This window comes from Cytophaga sp. FL35 (assembly GCF_014349235.1).
Taxonomy (GTDB): Bacteria; Bacteroidota; Bacteroidia; order Flavobacteriales; family Flavobacteriaceae; genus Euzebyella.
In genome coordinates, this window is the sequence record NZ_JACSOH010000042.1 from 1 (window position 1) to 21,546 (window position 21,546).

General features: G+C 37.5%; 18 protein-coding genes. 14 read left to right on the top strand and 4 right to left on the bottom strand.

Annotated elements, in window-relative coordinates; genetic code table 11:
• Positions 1–108: 108 nt before the first annotated feature.
• From BIZ36_RS19745 to BIZ36_RS19775, 7 genes are all read left to right on the top strand, one after another.
• A complete protein-coding gene (locus BIZ36_RS19745; RefSeq protein ID WP_187459597.1) occupies positions 109–579 on the top strand; it encodes an Hsp20/alpha crystallin family protein in 471 nt (156 codons plus the stop codon).
• Positions 580–1,659: 1,080 nt separating this feature from the next.
• On the top strand, positions 1,660–2,670 hold the full coding sequence (gene sbnA, locus BIZ36_RS19750; protein WP_121848468.1) for a 2,3-diaminopropionate biosynthesis protein SbnA: 1,011 nt from the start codon (positions 1,660–1,662) through the stop codon (positions 2,668–2,670).
• A complete protein-coding gene (locus BIZ36_RS19755; RefSeq protein WP_187459598.1) occupies positions 2,648–4,453 on the top strand; it encodes an FAD/NAD(P)-binding protein in 1,806 nt (601 codons plus the stop codon). The genes sbnA and BIZ36_RS19755 overlap by 23 nt, the downstream gene beginning before the upstream one ends.
• Positions 4,450–5,928, top strand: a complete 1,479-nt coding sequence (locus BIZ36_RS19760) for a type III PLP-dependent enzyme domain-containing protein (protein ID WP_187459599.1) — start codon at positions 4,450–4,452, stop codon at positions 5,926–5,928. Before BIZ36_RS19755 ends, BIZ36_RS19760 begins: the two co-directional genes overlap by 4 nt.
• A 60-nt stretch (positions 5,929–5,988) precedes the next feature.
• Positions 5,989–6,588, top strand: coding sequence for a DUF2652 domain-containing protein (locus BIZ36_RS19765; protein ID WP_187459600.1), 600 nt, complete (start codon positions 5,989–5,991; stop codon positions 6,586–6,588).
• A 238-nt stretch (positions 6,589–6,826) separates the two neighbouring features.
• The gene (locus BIZ36_RS19770) at positions 6,827–7,264 is read left to right on the top strand and encodes a response regulator (RefSeq protein ID WP_187459601.1); all 438 of its coding nucleotides are present in this window, start codon (positions 6,827–6,829) and stop codon (positions 7,262–7,264) included.
• An 83-nt stretch (positions 7,265–7,347) separates the two neighbouring features.
• Entirely contained in the window at positions 7,348–9,489 is a 2,142-nt protein-coding gene (locus tag BIZ36_RS19775) for a catalase (RefSeq protein ID WP_187459602.1), read from the top strand.
• A gap of 237 nt (positions 9,490–9,726) precedes the next feature.
• On the opposite strand, the gene BIZ36_RS19780 is transcribed toward BIZ36_RS19775, so the two are convergent.
• The gene (locus tag BIZ36_RS19780) at positions 9,727–10,251 is read right to left on the bottom strand and encodes a DUF421 domain-containing protein (RefSeq protein ID WP_187459603.1); all 525 of its coding nucleotides are present in this window, start codon (positions 10,249–10,251) and stop codon (positions 9,727–9,729) included.
• Between the two features lie 237 nt (positions 10,252–10,488).
• Between BIZ36_RS19780 and BIZ36_RS19785 the strand changes: the two genes are divergently transcribed.
• The 6 genes from BIZ36_RS19785 (at position 10,489) to BIZ36_RS20970 (ending at position 16,286) form a co-directional block, all read left to right on the top strand.
• Positions 10,489–12,549 (top strand): ATP-dependent helicase, encoded by a 2,061-nt coding sequence (locus BIZ36_RS19785; RefSeq protein ID WP_187459604.1) that lies wholly within the window; start codon positions 10,489–10,491, stop codon positions 12,547–12,549.
• Positions 12,550–12,555: 6 nt separating this feature from the next.
• Entirely contained in the window at positions 12,556–13,953 is a 1,398-nt protein-coding gene (locus tag BIZ36_RS19790) for an exonuclease domain-containing protein (RefSeq protein WP_187459605.1), read from the top strand.
• 732 nt (positions 13,954–14,685) lie between these two features.
• The gene (locus tag BIZ36_RS19795) at positions 14,686–15,030 is read left to right on the top strand and encodes a single-stranded DNA-binding protein (RefSeq protein ID WP_121848476.1); all 345 of its coding nucleotides are present in this window, start codon (positions 14,686–14,688) and stop codon (positions 15,028–15,030) included.
• A gap of 59 nt (positions 15,031–15,089) precedes the next feature.
• Complete coding sequence (locus BIZ36_RS19800; protein ID WP_187459606.1) at positions 15,090–15,470, top strand: DUF6876 family protein; 381 nt, start codon at positions 15,090–15,092, stop codon at positions 15,468–15,470.
• 185 nt (positions 15,471–15,655) lie between these two features.
• On the top strand, positions 15,656–15,925 hold the full coding sequence (locus BIZ36_RS20965; protein ID WP_222937484.1) for an N-acetylmuramoyl-L-alanine amidase family protein: 270 nt from the start codon (positions 15,656–15,658) through the stop codon (positions 15,923–15,925).
• Positions 15,918–16,286: an N-acetylmuramoyl-L-alanine amidase family protein gene (locus BIZ36_RS20970; RefSeq protein WP_222937485.1), complete on the top strand. Its 369-nt coding sequence runs from the start codon at positions 15,918–15,920 to the stop codon at positions 16,284–16,286. Before BIZ36_RS20965 ends, BIZ36_RS20970 begins: the two co-directional genes overlap by 8 nt.
• 291 nt (positions 16,287–16,577) lie before the next feature.
• Here the strand turns inward: BIZ36_RS20970 and BIZ36_RS19810 are convergent, their stop codons facing one another.
• The 3 genes from BIZ36_RS19810 to BIZ36_RS19820 are packed head-to-tail and all read right to left on the bottom strand — an operon-like array spanning position 16,578 to position 20,434.
• The gene (locus tag BIZ36_RS19810) at positions 16,578–18,755 is read right to left on the bottom strand and encodes a xanthine dehydrogenase family protein molybdopterin-binding subunit (RefSeq protein ID WP_187459607.1); all 2,178 of its coding nucleotides are present in this window, start codon (positions 18,753–18,755) and stop codon (positions 16,578–16,580) included.
• Positions 18,756–18,784: 29 nt separating this feature from the next.
• Positions 18,785–19,771 (bottom strand): FAD binding domain-containing protein, encoded by a 987-nt coding sequence (locus tag BIZ36_RS19815; RefSeq protein WP_187459608.1) that lies wholly within the window; start codon positions 19,769–19,771, stop codon positions 18,785–18,787.
• 48 nt (positions 19,772–19,819) lie between these two features.
• Complete coding sequence (locus BIZ36_RS19820) at positions 19,820–20,434, bottom strand: 2Fe-2S iron-sulfur cluster-binding protein (RefSeq protein WP_121848515.1); 615 nt, start codon at positions 20,432–20,434, stop codon at positions 19,820–19,822.
• 775 nt (positions 20,435–21,209) lie between these two features.
• Here BIZ36_RS19820 and BIZ36_RS19825 point away from each other — a divergent pair.
• A partial coding sequence (locus BIZ36_RS19825) for a hypothetical protein (RefSeq protein ID WP_222937486.1) occupies positions 21,210–21,546 on the top strand: 337 nt, incomplete at its 3' end.

Below are 21,546 nucleotides of genomic sequence, written 5' to 3' on the forward strand. Positions count from 1 at the left end.
TTTCAACACTGTGCATTTTAAAATTGGCATTTCATTTGTTTTCTTATAAAATGTCCCAAGGGGCATATACTAATGACAAAATAATGTTGAACTTAAATTTTTTTTAAAATGAACAATGTATTAACTGTTCCGAAAAATGGAAGTTTAGCAACTTCCGATTTAGGATTAGCCAATTGGTCGAATTGGATTGACAATGTCTTAAAATCCGAATTATCCGGTGTATTACCTACAGGGTATAATAACGGAATTACCTTGCCCAGAGTAAACATTAAAGAAACATCTGATGCCTTTATTTTAGAAATGGCCGTGCCTGGAATGCAAAAGTCCGATTTCCAAATCGAACTTGACAACCTATTACTCTCCATATTTTCTAAAAGTGAAGTCGACGAGCAAGCGGGAGGAAGTACATACGCTAGAAGGGAGTTCGGATATACCAATTTTAAACGAACCTTTAGATTACCAGAGACTGTGGATTGCAGCAGGATTGGTGCATCATATCAGAATGGTATTCTTGAAATCCTCTTACCTAAAAAAGAAGAAGCGAGGCAAAAACCTCCTAGGATAATTCAATTATCATGAGGGGGCAATAAAGAACTATAATGTGGGGGTATTTAAATACTCCCACATTAATTAATTTTCTAATAACCTTAATTTAAGCATATATGGTTGTGGCAATGATGCATTGGCAATTTATCGGCTAAATAGGTTAATGAATTTGGAGTGGAACTTGTTAACGGAATTATATGATTTACTCGTTGATGATTAATACCATATCCTCGCTAAACCCTGTAGTCGAAATCAAATTTGCCATCAGTTAATTCGTAGCTGAAATACCAATGGTTTTATATAATCTAGGCTTAGTTTATTAACGATTATCGAAGTTCGGATCGATGTAGCGTATCATCTTTAATTTATCAAAATATATAAGATTGGTTGTCATGTTCTTAGCAACCGAATTAATACGTGTCCATCACATAATCTAGGTTTGTATTTGACTATTAATTTAATGTTGACCATGTCCTATTATTTATATTTTAACAAACTTCTTTATGCGAGAAGAACTTAATACAACCCTAAGTTCATCAAATATATGCGGTAAATTATGTTAAAGGCGATAGGTATTGGATAGCAAATAATTTATATGAATAACATGGGAACTTTTGCGGTAGGTATGTCGGCAATACTATTTATATATGTTATTTTCCTTTACATATCTTACATTTTTATATTGGGGAAAATTGACAACCAAATTGATGTTGAAAAAGTTAAGGCTGACATCGTTAGAATTTTAATGTATTGGAACGAGAGAATTTTTAAAAAAAGGAATACTAAGAAAATCTCTTGATATAGGAACAAGTATAAGTTTATAAACAAAAAGTCCTATCCCCTCTACAGTCTTCAAGTTATACTCGTTACCCATAGGTTTAGACTATTAATTATCTTGAAATCAACACAATTAAATTTTTTGTTTCAGTTCTTTCCATGTGTTCTTATAGAAGAATTTTTGACACACTTTAATCAAGCTAAAATCTAAATGAATCGAGCAGCATAGAGCATCTTAATTATCCTGAATTTGCAGTGGTTTAAAGTATGTGGATTACTTTATAATACTTAGGTTTCTGAATTTAAGCTCAATTAATCACGGCTAAAGTTACAATTATGAGAAATGTTGCATTGCATATCATGGATACTATAGGAAATACCCCACTAGTAAGATTGGGGCGTTATTTTAAGGAGAATAATGTATATGCCAAACTAGAAAGTGCGAATCCTGCAGGGAGCATGAAGGACCGTACTGCTCAACGTATAGTTTCGGAATTAATTAGAAATGGTACTGTTAGAAAAGGGGGGACACTTATAGAGTCTAGTTCGGGAAACATGGCCGTGGGCTTAGCACAGGCATGTCGGTTCTATGATTTAAAACTGATAGTTGTAGTTGACGTTAATCTAAATGCTCAAAATTACAAATTATTGGCAGCTTACGGGGCTGAAGTTGTCCGAGTGACAGAGCCTTTACCTAATGGTGGCTTTTTGGCCGCGCGTTTACAAAAGGTTCGTGAGTTATTGAATTTGTATCCAGGAAGTGTTTGGACCAATCAGTATGCAAATCCTAACAATCCCAAAACCTATTGGAATGTCATGGATGAAATTGTTGAATCATTGAAGAGTCAACCAGATTATTTATTTGTTGCCACCAGCACTTGTGGATCGCTAATGGGCTGTGCAGATTATATACAAGAGAACGAATTGTCAACAAAGTTAATAGCCGTTGATGCAAAGGGGAGTGTTCTTTTCGGCGGCGTATCTGGCAATAGGAGAATTCCGGGACATGGCGCAGGGGTTCCGTCCAAATTTTTAGATGTTCGGAAAGTGCATGAAGTTGTTCATGTGTCTGATTTGGAATGTGTAACTGGTTGTAGAGATTTATTGGACAAAGAGGCAATTCTCTCTGGCGGTTCTTCCGGAGGTATCATCACTGCTTTTAATAAAATCAGATACAAAATACCCAAGAACGCTACATCAGTTCTTTTATTACCAGATAGTGGTGAGAGGTATTTAGACACTATTTACAATGATCATTGGGTGCTGGAAGGTATCAATCAAAAAACAAGTGATGACAATCTTATACTGAACCAAAATATGTTAGATGGCGCCTATAACACCATATAAGATTGCTATAGTCGGATTGGGACCAAAAGGGTTATATGCTCTGGAACGTTTGTTGTCTCAGATAAAATACAATAGTCGGGATATATCATTCGAAATTAATATTTATGAAAAATCAGGGTTTCCAGGAGCTGGCTTTATATATCAGCCGAATCAGCCAGACTATCTCTTAATGAATTATCCAAATCGGAAAATAAATGCATGGGTGGATGAAGTGCCTAAATCAACTACTTCTGAAGCAGTAAGTTTCGTGGAGTGGTTATCGCGAAAGGAAGGTATTGATATCTATAAACTTGAAAATGGTTATTCTTCCAGAAAAACAGTTGGAGATTATTTGGTTCATTGTTTCAATCTTTTGTTGAGGAACAAACCGGACAATGCAAAAATTAATATTTATCACAACGAGGTTCGTGATATTGTTAACTATGAGAATGGCGTAGGTATATATTTAAATGAAAATGGTAGTTCTCATAAAATTTTCGTTAATGAGGTTTTACTAACTACCGGGCACTCAAGCTTCAAGAGTGGAAAAAGAAATGATATATCCTGTAATGGAACATTTATTCCATTTGTATATCCTGTTGAAGAAAATTTAGCAGCAATTAGTGAAAGGAGTCATGTGGGAATAAAAGGAATGGGTCTCACATTCATTGACGCTGTCTTGGGCCTGACGGAAGGTAGAGGCGGGAGATTTGAATTGTTAGCCAATGGTAACTATAAATACTATCCCTCAGGAAAGGAACCAAGCAAAATATTCCCCTTCTCTAGAAGTGGTATGTTAATGGTTCCTAGAACTGGCATTGAAAATAAAATACGATACACGCCCAAATTTTTCACCCTAGAGAATATTTTTAAGGCTTCTCTATCCGAAAATTATATTCACTTCATTAGACATATTCTACCATTATATGTGGCGGAGACCCGATATAGATATTATAGTGTAATTACAAAAAAATACAGTTTCGATTTTGAGGTAAATAATGATTTGGAGAAAATGGAATTTCTCATTAAAGCATTTCATCAACGCTATCCTAACGAATACAAATTTGTGTTTGGAGACCTTTTTAAGACAAGGGCCTTTGTAAAGGAAAAAAGCAAACTGAATCCTGTCGATTATTTAAACTATATAGTACAAGAGTGTAAAAAAGGATCTCACAGTAGCGGATTTATGGCGGCTGCCCTTACATGGGGGGATTTGAGTGAAATTTTCAATCGGGTATTCAGTTTTTCCGGTCTATCGGGAGATTCACATTTTGTGTTTGACAAAAAATATCGATCAAAATTGAACCGGATATCCTATGGACCTCCTTTGGCGAATATGGAAAAAGTTTTATCCCTGGTTCAATCGGGCATTATTGACTTCAGTTATTGTATCGACCCTACGGTCGTTAAAAAAGATAAAAATTGGGAGATTCTATCGCTAGATGGAAGAAATAGGGGCCATCTTAATGTTTTAATTGATGCACGAATCCCAACAGCTCAATCTACCCGGGACTGGGGTCCCTTATTTACCAACATGAGACAGCATGGTATTTTACGTAGCTATGTGAATCATAATGATAAGAGCTATGATGTAGGTTGTCCTGAAATTGATAGGCAGGGTAAGGCTATATCCGCTGACGGTGAGTCGCTCAAAAATATATCCATCTATGGCACTCCTACTGAAGGAGTAGTGTACGATAATGATACATTGTCAAGAAAGCGAAATAATTTCGCTTCCATTTGGGCAACTCTTGTTCTAGAAAATGCGAGTCAAGAAGAAATGAATTTTTCAAATAAGTTATGATTGAAAATATATCAGAAATAAAAAATGTTTGTAAGGCAAAGAGCGATACACCTTTAACTCCAAAAATGAGTGAATGGATGAATAATATTATGGGGAGTTCAGAAGTCCTCGAATCATTATTCGAGAAATATGACTCTCCTATAAATGTACACCATCTCCCATCTTTCAGAGATAATATAAAGGACTTTCAAGATGTTTTCAATAGGTTGGAACTGAAAGGTCAAATTTATTTCGCAAGAAAGGCCAATAAATGTACCAGATTAGTAAAAGAGGCTTTGGAGTTCGGCATTGGCGTAGACACGGCTAGTTATACAGAATTAAATCAATCACTGCTCTTAGGAGGAAATCCTGACAAATTGGTATTAACGGCTGCCGTTAAAAATAGAAAATTGATGCAGTTGGCTATAACTAATCAGGTAGTCATGGTTATTGATAATTTAGATGAATTGCAAATGGCCAATCAAATAGCTGGTGAATTAAATCAAAAATGTAACGTGGCTATTCGATTAAGCGGTTTTAAAGTGGGCGGGGAGAAACTCTACAGCCGTTTTGGCTTCGATATCGAGAGAGATATATTTAGCCTTAAAATGTGGTTCTCGAACAATGACTTTCCCAATTTGATGCTTCGTGGAATTCATTTTCACTTAGATGGATATAGTATCCGACAGCGCGGGGAGGCAGCTCAACAGACCCTACAGATAATAAAGGAATTCCGTCAACAAGGAAACGTGATAGAATTCATGGATATTGGAGGGGGAATTTTAATGAATTATCTGGAGTCCGAAAATGAATGGAACGCCTTCCAGTACAATTTAAGATCTTCCTTGTATGGTAATCAAAAAGAAATAACTTTTAGGAATGATGGTTTGGGATTTCACCTAGATGAAGAGGCCAAGACTATTAGGGGTAATTTACGCACATACCCATATTATAATAGTGTAAACGGGCCCGAATTCTTGGAGAATGTTCTTCAATATAAAAATTCTGAAGGGAAATCGGTTGCGGATATTTTAAAGGAATTGAATTTAGAAGTTAGAATTGAACCTGGCCGGTCTCTATTAAATCAAGTGGGAATAACCATGGCCAAGGTCATTCACAGAAAAATCGATGCTAATGATAATTGGTTGGTGGGTCTTGAGATGAATATGAGCCATCTCAAAAGTTCCAGCGCTGACTATTTGGTGGATCCCTTTCTTGTTTATAAAAACCTTCCAAAAGAAAGGGAGGAAGTTCAATTATACTTTACTGGAGCCTATTGCTTAGAACAGGACGTACTCTTAAAACGGGCTTTAAAGTTCCCAGGTTTGCCCTCTCAAGGAGATGTTGTAATTTTTGTGAATACGGCGGGTTACATGATGCACTTCTATGAAACGCAATCACATTTAATTAATTTGTCTACCAATATTTTCACCTATCAATCAGAATTTCAAATGACAGATGAATTTAAAGAAGACATCGAACCTGAAAAAAAATAATGGCGTTATTGGCCAAAGCTTGATAACATAGCTTATTGCGCTCAAATATTTATTCATAATATGAATCCTAAACCTACCTTATTATGTATCCCTGATATTAGTGGGTTCACAGAATTTATGTCCAAAGTTGATTTTGACCTAGGGTCAAAAGTGATACCTTCCCTCCTAAATAATATTATATATTCAAATAATATTGGACTTAAAATTTCTGAAATTGAGGGAGACGCGGTCTTATTCTACAAACAGGGGAAACTTCCTTCCTTCGATGATCTTATAAATCAATGTAAAAAATTCTATACAGATTTTTATTTCCATATTGATGAGCTCATCAAAAAGGAAGATTCTGCTAGGGCCAAGGATATTCCAAAGATCTTAGGGCTTAAAATTATACTTCACTTTGGGGAGGAGATTGCTCACGTGAAAGTTGGTAAGCATATAAAACTCATAGGAGAGGATGTAATAACTGCGCATAAGCTACTCAAGAATGATATTGCCAAGAACGAATATATTTTGTTATCGGAAAAGCTTTTAGCACAATTCAATGAAAACTTCAATGAGGTGATTTCTTGGGAAAAATTACACAATGATGTTGTGTACGACGAACATGTGGGGGAAATTCGACTTCAATATATAGATTTGTCACCTCTAAAACCCGTATAGACAAGCTGTAAAATTTTTAGTAGTTGGCAAGTTACCTAGATAGCTAATTATTCGATGATGATATGTAATACTTTTAAGTAGGTATATTCTTATATCGTTTTGAGTTAACTTAAAAATTTTTGGCAACAAATTTCTAACTCAAAATCTAAGAATTTCGTTTCCACAAGAAATGGCAAAGGACTCTATCCTTTCTTTCAGATTACATCTCCTAACTGAATTAATTATAAATGAAATTTAGATGAAAATGAAAAAGTCTAGGATATTTTTAGTGGATGACGATAAAGATGATCAACAACTTTTTAAAGAAGCCTTCTTAGAATCAAAGTGCTCTGCTGAATTAAAGATTTATAAGAGTGGGTTGGAGTTGATGAGTGCTATTTCATCCGAACACAGTAAACCTGACATGATTTTTTTAGACTTGTATATGCCAGGAATGGATGGCGAGGAATGTTTAGAGGCTCTTCGTAAGAATAGCAAATTTGACAATGTACCTATTGTAATTTATTCCACTGAATTTGATATTGATCGCATAGCTAAATTATTTTCAATCGGAGCAAATAGGTATTTAAAAAAGCCCGATTCCTTCAAGTCATTGGTAGCATCCATACAAACTTCTGTCGAGTCACTTCGTCGTAATGCATTAGGGGGAACTGCTATTATTAACATTGTTACATAGATTTAAAATAAATGGAGGAATATCAATTCTAAAAGCGAATAACCATTTTATAAGTAGTTAACAACAATCTAAAATCAATTATCATGGCCGAAAAGAATAATGAAAAGTCATCAGAATCCGATAAATCACGTCAACTTGAAGAATATACTATTGACTATGCGAATAAACCTCTCACTACAAGGCAGGGTTTGAAAGTAAATGATACCAATAACTCCTTAAAAGCTGGCGTGAGAGGGTCAACACTTTTAGAAGATTTTCTACTTCGAGAGAAAATTACAAGTTTTGATCACGAGAGAATTCCAGAAAGAATAGTACATGCCCGAGGAAGCGCGGCACATGGATATTTTGAGTTAACAAAAAATATCAAAAAATATTCAAAGGCTGGAATTTTTACCGATACCTCTAGAAAAACTCCAGTATTTGTCAGATTTTCGACAGTGGCTGGGTCAAAAGGGTCAACCGATTTGGCGAGAGATGTTCGGGGGTTTGCAGTAAAATTTTATACAAAAGAGGGGACATGGGATTTAGTAGGTAATAATATGCCCATTTTCTTTATTCAAGATGCGATGAAATTCCCCGATCTAATTCACTCGGTGAAACCTGAACCGAACAATGAAATTCCTCAAGCAGCCTCGGCACATGATACATTTTATGATTTTGTTTCCAAAGCAACCGAAACATTACACAATCATATTTGGGTCATGAGCGATAGAGGGATTCCTCGAAGTTACAGAATGATGGAGGGTTTTGGCATACATACCTTTCGATTAATAAATGAGGAAGGAAAATCTCATTTTGTCAAATTTCATTGGAAACCGAAACTGGGAGTTCACTCTGTAACTTGGGACGAAGCTGTGAAAATCAGTGGGGCGGATAGTGATTTTCATAGAAGAGATTTATGGGATGCAATTGATTCGGGCAATTTCCCCGAATGGCAATTAGGCATCCAAGTTGTTGCTGAAGAAGATGAGCACAAATTTGACTTTGATTTATTAGACCCTACCAAACTTATACCCGAGGAAATGGTGCCTGTTGAAATTATTGGGCGCATGGTACTCAACAAAAATCCAGAAAACTTCTTTGCCGAAACTGAGCAAGTCGCATTTTTGCCTGGTAATATTGTTCCTGGAATTGACTTTACGAACGACCCACTTCTTCAAGGTAGGCTCTTTTCTTATAGAGATACTCAATTATCCAGATTAGGAAGCCCTAATTTTCACCAAATTCCTATCAATAGGCCAGTTGCTGAGTCGTATGTAAATCAACGTGATGGCCATATGCAAATGGAAATTCCTAAAGGGCAAACTGCGTATTTTCCAAATGCTTTGGGTGGAGGTTGCCCCTATTTGAGTAAAGTCGCTGATGGAGCGTTCGAATCTTACCAAGAACGAATCGACGCCAAGAAAATCAGGGGCAGAAGCGAAAGTTTTAGTGACCATTTTTCACAACCAGCATTATTCTACCGAAGTTTGGCCGATTGGGAAAAAGAACATGTTATATCTGCATATTCATTTGAATTGGGTAAATGTAACCACGAAGAGATTAAAAGTCGTATGCTATTTATAATTGGCCAAATTGATTCCAATTTAGCTAAAAGGGTAGCGGATAATTTAGGAATGGAAATACCTGAAGATATTGATAGACCCTTGAATCAATCAATTGGGGCGGATGCGGTTGTTGAGGACCATCAGCCTGGAAGTAAAAAAATATATCTTGAGAAATCTCCTGTTTTGAGTCAAGCCAACACTAAATTTGATACTATTGCTACTAGGCAAATTGCATTTTTAGTTGCTGACGGATTCCATATGCAATCTTTTCAGGCCATGCGGAAAGCTTTAGAAAATGAAAAGGCTGTTGTGAAAATAATTGCCCCGCATGGAGGAATGGTGAAATGTGATGAAGGAATGGATCACAAGGTCGATGCAGCGATCATGACTACGGAGAGTGTTCTTTTCGATGCGATTTATATTCCGGGCGGTAAGAAATCCGTCAATGTATTAAAAGAAGAATCGAAATTTCTCAAATTTATCAATGAAGCATTTTCTCATTGTAAATCCATCGCTGCAGATGGAGAGGGTGAACATTTATTAGAGACCTCTAGTATAAAAGAATATAAGGAAGATGAAGCTATTCTAATTAATGAAAAACCGGAGTTATTTATAGATGCTATATCAAGGCATCGAAATTGGAAGCGAATGCAAGTAGCGCAAAAAATTCCTGTATAATACCAAATTTAGAAAAACCCCAGCAATGGTAAACTACTGGGGTTTTTTTAGCTCAAATAAGCCCTTTTTGAAAAAATGTTTTATCACATGTGAACATAATTGATAAAGGTTCGATGAGTAACTTCGACTTTATCATAAATGAGGAATATTATGCGCGTTGCCTTAAAATCATTTTCATACAACTACCCTTTGAAAAAGATAGTTCATGCTGATAGGAAACAACTAAGCAGTGGTGTATTAAGATTTTTGCACATCGGTTAGCAACCACGGGTCTAGTTTTATATCTCCATCAATCTTATGCAATACACTTATATCGCCCGTGGTTTCGAAAATTACAGCAAGTACCTCGTCTAATGAAGCGACGTTTGCCTCTCTTAATTTTGAGCGTAAATCACTTTCGGTTACCCTAGCCTTTTTTAAGTTGTCCTTTATAATTTTTCGTCCGTCCATAAGAAGTAAAGGTGAGTTATCTACCGCTTGCTTTAACAATTTATATCTTCGGCCGATTGCAACAAGTATTTGCAATATATAAATACTTGCCAATCCAATTATACCACTTACTAAAGATATTGAAGGAGAGAGGATTGTCGATGCAATGACCGAACCAATAGCAACTGTCATTGAAAAATCAAAGCTGGACATTTTCGAAAAACTACGTTTTCCGGCTATTCTAGTAAATAGAATGACAGTGAAGTAAATACCCATAGTACTTAGTACTATCCTATAGGGTGTCGGTAAATTAATTTGCAATAATTCCATCATGTAAGTTGTAATTATAATTCTGATAATTTTTTATCAAAGTTTTGATTGAAAAGTGACCAAGGAATGCATTGGTAATCCCTAATTTTATAAGTCTTTATCACCAATAAGGAAATTGGTAAAATTAATCTATTCATCATCACAGCGTATAATTTCACTATAGTAAATTATCGCCATCTTCAAAAGATTTATTATAGTCAACGAAGGTATTAATGATTGGTTTAAATATTTAATATTTCTATGAGCTATAGAGAATCACTAAACGAGCAGCAGTTGAAAGCTGTTGAATTTAAAGGGCAGCATCTCCTGGTACTTGCCGGTGCCGGTACTGGGAAAACAAGAACGATAATTGGAAGAGCTGCTTATTTAGTTGAAAAGGGTGCACAGCCTTCAAAAATTCAAATATTGACCTTTACTAAAAAAGCCGCTAATGAAATAGTTGAGCGGGTAAAATCTAATTTGCCTAAAGCAAGCGCTCAATCCTTAAATGGAGCAACGTTTCATAGTTGGTGCAATCAACTGATTATTAAATACCCCAACTTATTTGGAGCAGCAAATTTCACAGTCATTGATCCTGATGATCAGTTGGGAATTATGAAAATGATTTGTGGAAACTATAAAGAGGCTTATAGCAAACTTAGAATTAAACCCCAACAGCTCATAGACATTTACTCGTATGCTAGAAATACTAAAAAAAACCTGACAGAATCTTTGCGTGATTTAGTTTACAATGGAAAAAACGATAAAGATACAGATTACGAAATCTCAGCAATCAAAACAGATGTAGAATTACTGCTGAGGGCTTATCAAAAGAAAAAAATGGAGTTGCGCTATCTAGATTATGATGATCTATTGTTGGTGGTTTCTACACAACTAAATTCGAACCCCGAAGCTAAATCCCTATTGGCTCAAGATTTAGATTATTTGCTTGTTGATGAGATGCAGGACACGAATCCTTTACAGTGGGAATTGCTAACGCCATTTATTAATATTTGTCATCTTTTCTGTGTGGGTGACGATGCACAATCCATATATTCTTTCAGGGGAGCTGATTTTAGAAATGTAAATGAATTTAATAGACGTGTTCCTAATTCTGAAATTTTAAAATTAGAAAAGAATTACCGCTCAACACAAGAAATTTTGGATATTGCTAATTGGCTATTGGAAAAATCCCCTATCGATTATAAAAAGAAATTAAAATCCATTAGAGGTAGCGGAGAAAAACCTTTGTTGTTAAATGTAAGTGATGAATGGCAAGAAGCCAATTGGGTAGCCAATGAGATTTTGAAGAATTATTCGGAAGAAGACCGTCAATTTTCAGACCACCTAATACTTTCTCGGTCTCAATATTATACTAAAACCTTGCAAGCTGTATTCATAAGAAGAAAAATTCCTTACATCACTTTTGGTGGTCGAAAATTTCTCCAGGCTGCACACATTAAGGATTTAGTTTCGCTATTAAGGATTGTCAATAACCCATATGATGAAATCGCATGGATAAGATTTCTAACCTTTTGGGAGGGCATTGGTGAAGTTAAAGCATCAAGAATTATGGCAATAATTCTTGCGGACCAAGGTAGTACCGAAATACCTATTCTTTTAAAAAGGGCGATACCGGGGAAAGATGGCGATAAAATTTCTGGGTTATATGAAGAAATTCAAAGGGAAAGGGGCAAGGTTGGCAGAATGGTGGATATTGCATATGAAGCCATGTCGTTAGGTTTAGCATTTCGATATAGAAAAGACTGGATTGAAAAGCGTAAAGGTGATTTTCCGGTTTTAAAATTATTGGCAAATAGCTATTCGACATTGGCAGAATTTATTGGCGAAGGTTTATTGGACAATGCCGAGAATTTAAATGGATCTCCCGTGTTAAGTGAATCGCAGTTGGCTACTTCCGAAGATAGGGATCATGTTATAATATCGACAATCCACTCGGCAAAAGGTTTAGAGGCTGATATTTGTATCGTATTGAATGTATCCCCAAAATCATTTCCATCTGCTAGGTCTTTAGATGACATGGAAGCTATAGAGGAGGACAGAAGAGTATTATATGTAGCCCTAACGCGTGCAAAAAATCGACTTATTATTACAAGAAACATAGCATCTATCTCTGCCATTCACGGAATATCTGAATCGGTCCAATTGAAGAATTTATCACAGGCCAATGAAAGCTATTTTTTAACTTCTATACCAGAGGATTTAGTAAACCAACAAACTATTGGTCCTAATTTCATGAAAATTAGGGATGCCGAGAAACCCAGTAAATTGGATCTGTCCTCTGGAATGGATTTTAGTTAAAGTAATATGCTGAGAAGAAATTTTGCCATCGTATCGCTCGTTACCTACGGATATAAAACTAAACCTCAAAGAATAATTCAGTTGACCGTGAGTAAACTTCAAGGTACTCATTATGAACCTATTTTTCATACTAATGTTAATCCAGAAGAGCCAATACCTTCTTATGTCGGCAATAGAACTGGTTTGACTGACGCGATATTGCACCAGGCGCCCTCGTTCTTAGATATTGCCCAAAGGTTATTAAATGAGCTTGACGATTATATTTTAGTTGCACATGATGCATCATTCATTCATTATGCTTTACAATCAGAGTTCAATTATTTGGGTTTTGCATTTAATGCTGTACACCTTTGCACTAAGCGCCTAGCAAAAAAATTAATGCCAAATATGACGAGTTACGACTTATCATATTTGACTAGAGTATTAAACATTCCATATGAGGAAGGAAACTATTCCGATCGTCTCGGGCAAGCGGTTTCTGTTCTATTTCAAAGATTGGTGCTGTTAGATGAGAAGGGAGACCTAATTTCTAATCTGTTAACTTCTAAAACTGGGAAGCTTAAAAATGCAATCAAAGACTCTCATGGCTCGAAGTTCAGCCAATTGCCAAATACGCCTGGCATCTACAAATTTCAAAATAGCGAAGGGAAAGTAATCTATGTAGGCAAGGCTAAAAATATTAAAAAAAGGGTCTTAAGCCATTTTTACAGCAATAGTAAAAAGGAAAGATTACTTTGTGAAAGTACTAGTGATATAGATTTTGAAAGAACCGGGAGTGAACTTATCGCATTATTGAGAGAAGCAGATTTAATCGATAAATTAAATCCCACCTATAATTATATTCAAAAGAAAGATTATATCACTTATCATATAATATCCCAAAAGAACAAATTGGGCCTTATGGAGCTAAAAATCGAAAGAAGGCCATTTATGCACTCTCCTAATGAGATATTTTTAAAGAGGGGCGATGCAATTAAACGGTTAATCGAACTAACGAGTAAATTTAGGTTGTGCCCATTGAAGACTGGCTTGAAAAGTAGATTGGGAAATTGTTATCTTGATGAATTTTCGAATTGTGATGGAGTATGTCAAGGTAAGGAAGATATAGGAACTTATAATAATAAAGTCGCTAATGCTTTGCAATATATTGTTAATGAAAAGGATAATTACGTAATTTTTGAAAAAGGACGTGTTGAAGGTGAAAAGTGTTTGGTATTAGTACTCCATGGGGTATATCAGGGATACGGTTATCTCGACCATTCTCAATCTATTGCTTCAATTGATGAGCTGAGGAATTTTATTGACAATAAAAAGCATTCATACCATACTGCTAAAATTATTGCGGCATACAGAACTCGTTATCCACGGAAAGTACGATTAATTGAAGAGAATGATATAAGGTAAATTGAACAAATAGGCCTCCTGCAACGAATGGAGATGTGCAGGTTTATTTTATTTCAATTATCATACATTTTCTCAGCACTTTATCTCTCTATTTTGGATAAAGAGCTTCGCTAAAAAGTCTTGGACACACCTGTTGTTTTTAGCCTTCATTCCATTTAGCCGAACCGCCACGCCGGTTCGGAACACTTCATTCCGTTCAAAAAACAGGTGAGTCCGCTTTACCCATCGGTAGGCCCCGATTCTGATTTTCTTCCCAGGATGAACGGTAAGGTCTTTTCGTGCCCTTTCCCGTTCATCCCTGAAAATCGAACCGTACCCTTCTAAATTTTAAGGGGTCTATAATGTATAAGGCCCTTCTCGTTTTGCGGAACTGCGCAAAACGGGGAATGGCATAACCGATTCCAATTTAAATCCGATGGTTTCCAGGTTAAACTTTCCGTACACTCGGTCTACCACCAGATTTAAAGGAATCGTTAATGCCCTTGTGGAACCTATCAAGACCAAGGCGAGTTTTTTGTGAAAAATAAGGTTTCTACTTCACTAAAGTTTTAAATGGAACAAGTGAGTAGCAGACACTCCCGATTTGTTCACAAAAAGTCTTGACAGAACCCACCTTATCCATAGTGCGGTGCACAAAGGAAATCAAACAAACACCCCTTAAAATTCAATGTGCACACCAAAGGGAATTATTAATTATGCCTCCCATAGAGTAGGCTTTAAAATCAAAAAGTTATGAGTACCATTAGAAATTACGTACAGTTGATCGGAAATGTTGGACAAGAACCAACCATTACCAATTTGGATAACGGAAAGAAGGTTGCCCGGTTTTCATTGGCTACTAATGAAAATTATAAGGATTCCAATGGGGTCAAACAAACGGATACCAATTGGCATACAATTGTGGCATGGGGCAAGACAGCGGAGGTAGTGGAAAAATTCATTACTAAAGGCAAGGAAGTTGGATTGACCGGTAAATTGAAGACTAGAACTTATACTACCGATGACGGAAACCAACGCTATGTGACCGAAGTAGTAGCCGACGAAATATTATTAATCGGTAACAAAGGAAAAGAGTAAATGGAGTAAAGGGCGGAACTTGTTCCGCCCTTTCATACAACAACTAAAAACTCAGTAAAATGAAAGCAAAAGCAGATGAAATAATGGAACAACTTTCACAATTCATAGGAACAGAAGGGTTCTACAGGCTACCATTATTTAAAACTAGATATACCGACGGAATCAAATACCTTTCCGAAGTTGCGGAATGTTTTTGGTTAATTACCGATGCCTCGATAATGGCCAAAAGTCTGAGAACTTGTAGTGAATTTGTAACTATAGATTTTAAAAGGCTCTCTGAAACGGAAAGAATGAATTTGGAATATGAAGCCGAAGTTATCTATAGTGATGGAAACAATAATGTTCTGGGAAAACAAGAATATCTTTTTACGGATTTTCCATTGGATGAACTTCGTTTGTTCTTCGTTAACGATACCTTGATGTTACCGAGTGAATATTGATAATTCGTGGAAAGTGCCCGAAGAGGGCGGTTGAAATATTGTTGTTGACGAATTTGAAATAAAAAGGAAGGAATACAGAGAATCGACTGAAAATTAACAGTCGGGAACGTTAAAATTTCTGGGATTTTAAATCAATCCCTCAAATCGATGAAAATTGTGTAACACGCACTTAAGATTTTCAGCAAATGAAGTACAATTTTTATTACGTATTGGTTTGGATACTGTTTTCTGGTTTACAGTCCATGTTTGGACAGGAGAGAAATCAAAAACCCATTGTTATCATAGATCCCGGACATGGAGGTTCTGATACTGGCGCGATTGGCATTAAAGGACTAAAGGAAAAGGACGTGGTTATAAATACTGCCAAGGAAGTTGTTCGGCTTAACCGAGAACTGTTCAGTGATTCATTGGAAATTTCTTACTCGATACTCGGATACGCTTATTTCCTTGGGTGATCGAACCAAACTTGCCAAGGCCCTAAGAGCCGATGTGTTTGTCTCCATTCATTGCAATCAAGCTGTTCGGAAAGCAGCTCAAGGTATTGAAGTCTTTATAAAGCAGGGCGATGCCCCATCTGAATATTTGGCTGAGCAATTCACAATTGGTTTCTATAAAAATTTAGGTTTTAAAAACAGAGGTGTTAAATATGCCAATTTTCAAGTACTCCGGGAAACTACCCAACGCCCAAGTGCCCTTTTGGAATTAGGGTTTTTGTCGAATGGGGAGGAGGCAGAACACAATGGAAAGCACAGCAGTATTGTTGCTTATGCGCTGTTAATAATAGAAACACTGATAAAATTTTTGAATTATGATTGAAGTTGCAAAAATCTTAGCCATGGTATTTAAAAAGCTATTTCATGATGTCTTCTCGACTTTTAAGGAATTTTGTAAAAAATGGAAATGTTAGATTTTAAGGCTACAGCTATTCCGACAAAAATGGTTGGCGCAGTATTTGGATGAAGATGATTTAATAGAGTAATTATTGGTTTTGTAGAGCAGTCCTAAGAAGTTGCTGCATTGACCATTTTATATCAAACTCTTTGGAGAAGAGATTTTCATAAGCTTTCAATAGAAATAGTTGTTATATGATAACTATCGCAGTACCACCTAGACCGTCACCCCATCCTCGACTTCAGCCATCAGTAATTTCTCCGGTGTAATCGGTAAGTCGCGCATACGTTTTCCCGTGGCATTGAATATGGCATTGGCAATGGAGGCCGCTACGGAGGTAATACCTAATTCGCCAATACCTTTTATGCCCATTTGGTTGACAATCTTATCCTCTTCGGGGAGGAAGATAACATCAACGTTTGCCATGTCCAAGTTGACCGGAACATGATAATCCGCAAAGGAGCGCGTTATGAAATTTCCGAAATTGGGCTCTACCTTGGTCTGCTCGGCGATGACCATGCCAGCACCCATAGTAAGCCCGCCGATAACTTGACCGTAAGCCGTTTTTGGGTTTAATATTTTACCCGCAGAGCCCACATTTACCATCCTTTTGATTTTATATATGCCAGTATCCTTATCGACCCAAACCTCAGTGAAATTAGCCCCAAATGAGAAAATGGAATGCTTTTTAAATTCGGAATCTGGTTTTGCCAAGCTTTGCGATTCGTATGAAGTTATTTGATTCATCTTTAACAATTCGGCTATTGAGACGTCTTCATCATTGGGTACATTCCGATTCTTTTTAAGCGCCGCGATCGCGTAGTCACAGGCAGATTTGGCACCATTGCAATAGGATGCCGCCCCCCATGAACCTCCTGAACCTGGAGTTATGGGATAATCAGAATCGCCCAGTTCTACTACTACCTGTTCCAAAGGAACGTTTAAACACTCGGATAACGTTTGTGCCAGAATAGTGTAGCTACCCGTGCCGATATCCGTTGCATCCATTTGTAGCGTGGCGGTAACGGTATCATTCGTTAAGTCCAATAATACTTTGGCGTGGGTTTCATTAAAAGGTGCCGCCCGTGCCGCTGCACTGACCCCATATCCAATAAGCCAATTCCCTTTTTTATTCGCCCTTGGTTTCTGTTGACGTTTGTTCCATCCGAATTCATCCGCACCGATAGTCAGGCATTCAATCAGCAATCGGGAGGAGAATGGCTTCTCTTGGCTTAAATCCTCCTGTGTATCATTTTTGATACGAAATTGTACTGGATCCATCTTCAGTTTCCACGCCAATTCATCCATGGCGCATTCCAAAGCAAAACTTCCCGTTGCTTCCCCGGGCGCCCGCATAGAAAAAGGTTGTTGCAAATTAAGAGGAACCAACCGCTCGGAGACGGCAGCATTGGCAACATTATACATCATCTTTGACATGGAACCGCAAGGTTCTTGAAACTCCTGTGTAGTAGAGGTATATGCCAAAGTTTCGTGTAGTAACCCCGTAAGTTCACCTGTCTTCTTAGCGCCGAGCTTAACCACTTGTATATTCGATTGGCGCAAACCTGTGTTGGTGAACATTTGTGAGCGCGTTACCGTAGCCTGAACAGGCCTACCAACCATCTTTGATGCCATCACGGCCATAATTAGGTGCCGTTCAACATTCAGTTTGGAACCGAATCCGCCACCCACATACTTGGCCACAACTCGCACATCTTTTTTTGGAATTTGAAAAGTTCCTGAAATTGATATGACTGCATCCTCCACGATTTGCTGACTTGCATATACCAGTACTTTACCATTGTTCCAACTGGCGATAGTGGCATGCAGCTCCATTGGATGTTGGTGCTCGATAGGAGTATTATAGGTCTGTTCTATTATCGCATCCGCCTCGGAAAATCCTTTCTTAAGATTGCCTCGTTCATAATCGGACTCTTCTGAGGGATTGTACGCTTTATCTTTGTTCTGACCTAATATGAATCGCGCCGTAGCATCTTCCTTATATTTGAGTTTGACCAAGGAAGCCGCATATTGTGCTTGCTCGAAAGTTTCCGCCACAACGAATCCTACGTATTCCCCATAGTAATGCACTTTATTGCTTTGTAACACGGGAGCAATGCTGTCCGTTGCCAATACAGGCCGTTCTTTATCAAAAGTCTTTAATTTCTCAGCATTCTTGTAGGTTATGATTTTGAGAACACCTTTTAATTTTTCCGCTTCCGAGGTATCGATACCGATAATTTCTCCCTTGGCAATCGTGCTATTTATGCCTTGGCCATATGCTTTGTTTTCAACTTTAAATTCCGAAGCATACGTTGCTTCTCCTGTTACTTTTAAATGACCTTCGACTCTATCTATGGCGTTTCCGATGCCCGTTGCATTTTTTGTTTTCATACTAATGATTTGACATGTGTCATTGGCAATTACTCTCCTATGTTATTCGCTTGCATAAGCGCTCTAACAATGGCGTTCTTTCCCATTGGAACTTTGTATCTATTACCCTCGAACGGCTTGGCATCTTTCATAGCAAGTTCTGCCGCTTTTCCGAAATTGCTTTCAATTGGTTTTTTACCTAATAGAAACTCTTCCGCTTCGATGAGTTTCCAAGGTTTATGGGCGACGCCACCCATTGCCAATCCAATTTTTGAAATTTTTTCATCCTCGATTTGAAAACCTGCCGCAACTGATACCAAAGCGAAGGCATAACTTGAACGTTCCCTAATTTTAACGTAGGCATAGTGATTCGATAGTTCGGGTTTGGCCAAGTGAATATGTGTAATCAGTTCCCCTGGTTCCAGATTGGAATCTTTTTCTGGCTTATCTCCGGGTAAGCGATGAAAATCTTCCAAATCGATTTTTCTAGAACCTCCATCTACTTTTTGTACCTCTACCGTTGCTCCAATTGCCGCAAGTGCCACACACATGTCCGATGGATGGGTGGCAATACAGTTATCACTATATCCGAAGATTGCGTGTTGATCATTCACCCCGTTTAGCGCACCACAACCAGATTCTGGCTCGCGCTTGTTGCAGGGCATGGATGTTTCAAAAAAATAGGGACACCGTGTTCGTTGCAATAAGTTTCCGCCGTTGGTAGCCATATTCCTTATTTGTGCGGTTGCTGCAGAAAGCATTGCCATTGATAAAAGTGGATAATATAACCGAATGTCTTTGTGATTGGCAGTATCTGCATTGCTTCGCATCGCACCTATAGTATAACTACCATCCTTATTTTTGCTGATGCCGTTGTATTGCAAATTTTTGACATGAATCAATTGGTCCGGTTGCTCTACGTGCTCCTTCATTAAATCCACCAAATTGGTACCACCGGACAGATAGTGAGAAGTTGTTGTAAATGCTTTTAGGGCCTCATTCCTGTTCGTTGTTCCTGTATAGGTAAATGGTCTCATATTTTTTCATTTAAAAATGCAGTCGTGGTACCTGCAATCGGGTAGCTGTTATTTTCTTTTAGCACTTTTCATTTGCATTTTGGTCGCAAATTTCCAAGTTGGCATCTCATCATCAGCAGAGTGCACCTCCTTAAATGCTTGTACGATATTATTGTAGGCCCCACAACGGCATATATTGCCAGAAAGGCGTTCTCTTATCTCTTCTTCCGAAAGCTTCAACTCTTTGCTAATATTTCTCACATCCGCTGTCACGTAGCTAGCATCACCGTCTTTGGCCTCTTGTAGCAAGGCCACAGCGGAACAAATCTGACCAGGCGTACAATAGCCACATTGGAATCCATCGTGCTTTACGAAAGCCCCCTGCATGGGATGCATTTTATCTTTTTTCGCCAACCCTTCTATGGTGAGTACATTTGCTCCCTCGCAAGTTGCTGCCAAAGTGAGGCAGGACAACTGTCGCTTACCATTCATGATGACTGTACAGGCACCGCATTGTCCGTGGTCACAGCCTTTTTTGGTACCATTGAGTTCTAAATGTTCTCGCAAGGCGTCCAACAAACTAGTTCTGGAATCTAGCGTAAGGGAGCGATTTTTAGCATTTATTTTAAGTGACACCTGAATCTGGTTTGTTAAAAAGGAATTCTTCTTAATTTTTTCGTTCATGGCTTGACAATATTTTTGCAGGTAGAGTTGAAATTTTTGCAGGTAGAGTTGAAAGAAGGTTTACAATAACTACTATTAGGAGCATACTTTCCACAGCTAAATTTAAGGGTTTATGTAAGTAGAAGTTGACGTTATTCGTAAAAATCTTAGCCTCATAAGCTTGTGTTTCCTAAATCGTATTGTACCGCTTGGCATAGAGTACTTTATATTTGATTAAAGAAATCTGTCGAAGCAAATTGTTTAAACCTGACTTTCACGAGGTATATCCCTGATATCTGCAATCAATGATGGGAATTTTCAGAATATTTAAAATTTGCAGTTTCAAGTTTTTTTAATCGATAGCGGAGAGACGGTTAATTTTTTCATTTAAAAGATCGGCAAGGATCACTGAATTTGGCACTTTCAAATTATCTTAACTTAGTTCCGCGCATTAAGGATGTATAGATAATATGATTTCATACGCAACCGTTATCTGAAAGCTGAAATGGAATAAGAAAAAAATCCATTTTATGTTAACGTAGTCAACACCACATAGTCGGGTAAAATCGATTGTTGTCCAAATAAAATTGTCACGTCCGGATCCATTGTTCGTCCTTATATAATATTTAACTGATGAAAAGAGTCCTTTTAATTGCATTGATCGCATCATGTTGTTCAACGCAAAAAGAAAAAAACGAATATCGGGAACTAACGGAGTTCGATGGCATTACGAATACATCGGGGACACGACCTTGGATCTTGTTGCTTCCGAATTTGATACGACCTCTATGCTATATTGGACAATGCCAAATACCCTCTGAGACAAATCGAGGAAGATAGTTTTGTAAACATCCGCAACCAATCCGTGGTTTTTGGGAGGGGTAAAGATGGCCGAGTGGTCAATTATAGAACGGGAGGTAGAAATTTCAAACTTCTAAGTAGAGAATTCAAGAAAGTCGAAATGTTCCCGCGAAGAGACCTATTTCATAATCCGGAGAGTTACACTTACGTAATGCCGGAACAGAAAAACGATGGCTTGGCGACGGGTGACCTCATTGAGGAAATCAGGGACACGGAACCGATCATTAAAATGGTCAAGGAAACCATAAAGGGCAAATTCCCTGAAGTACATA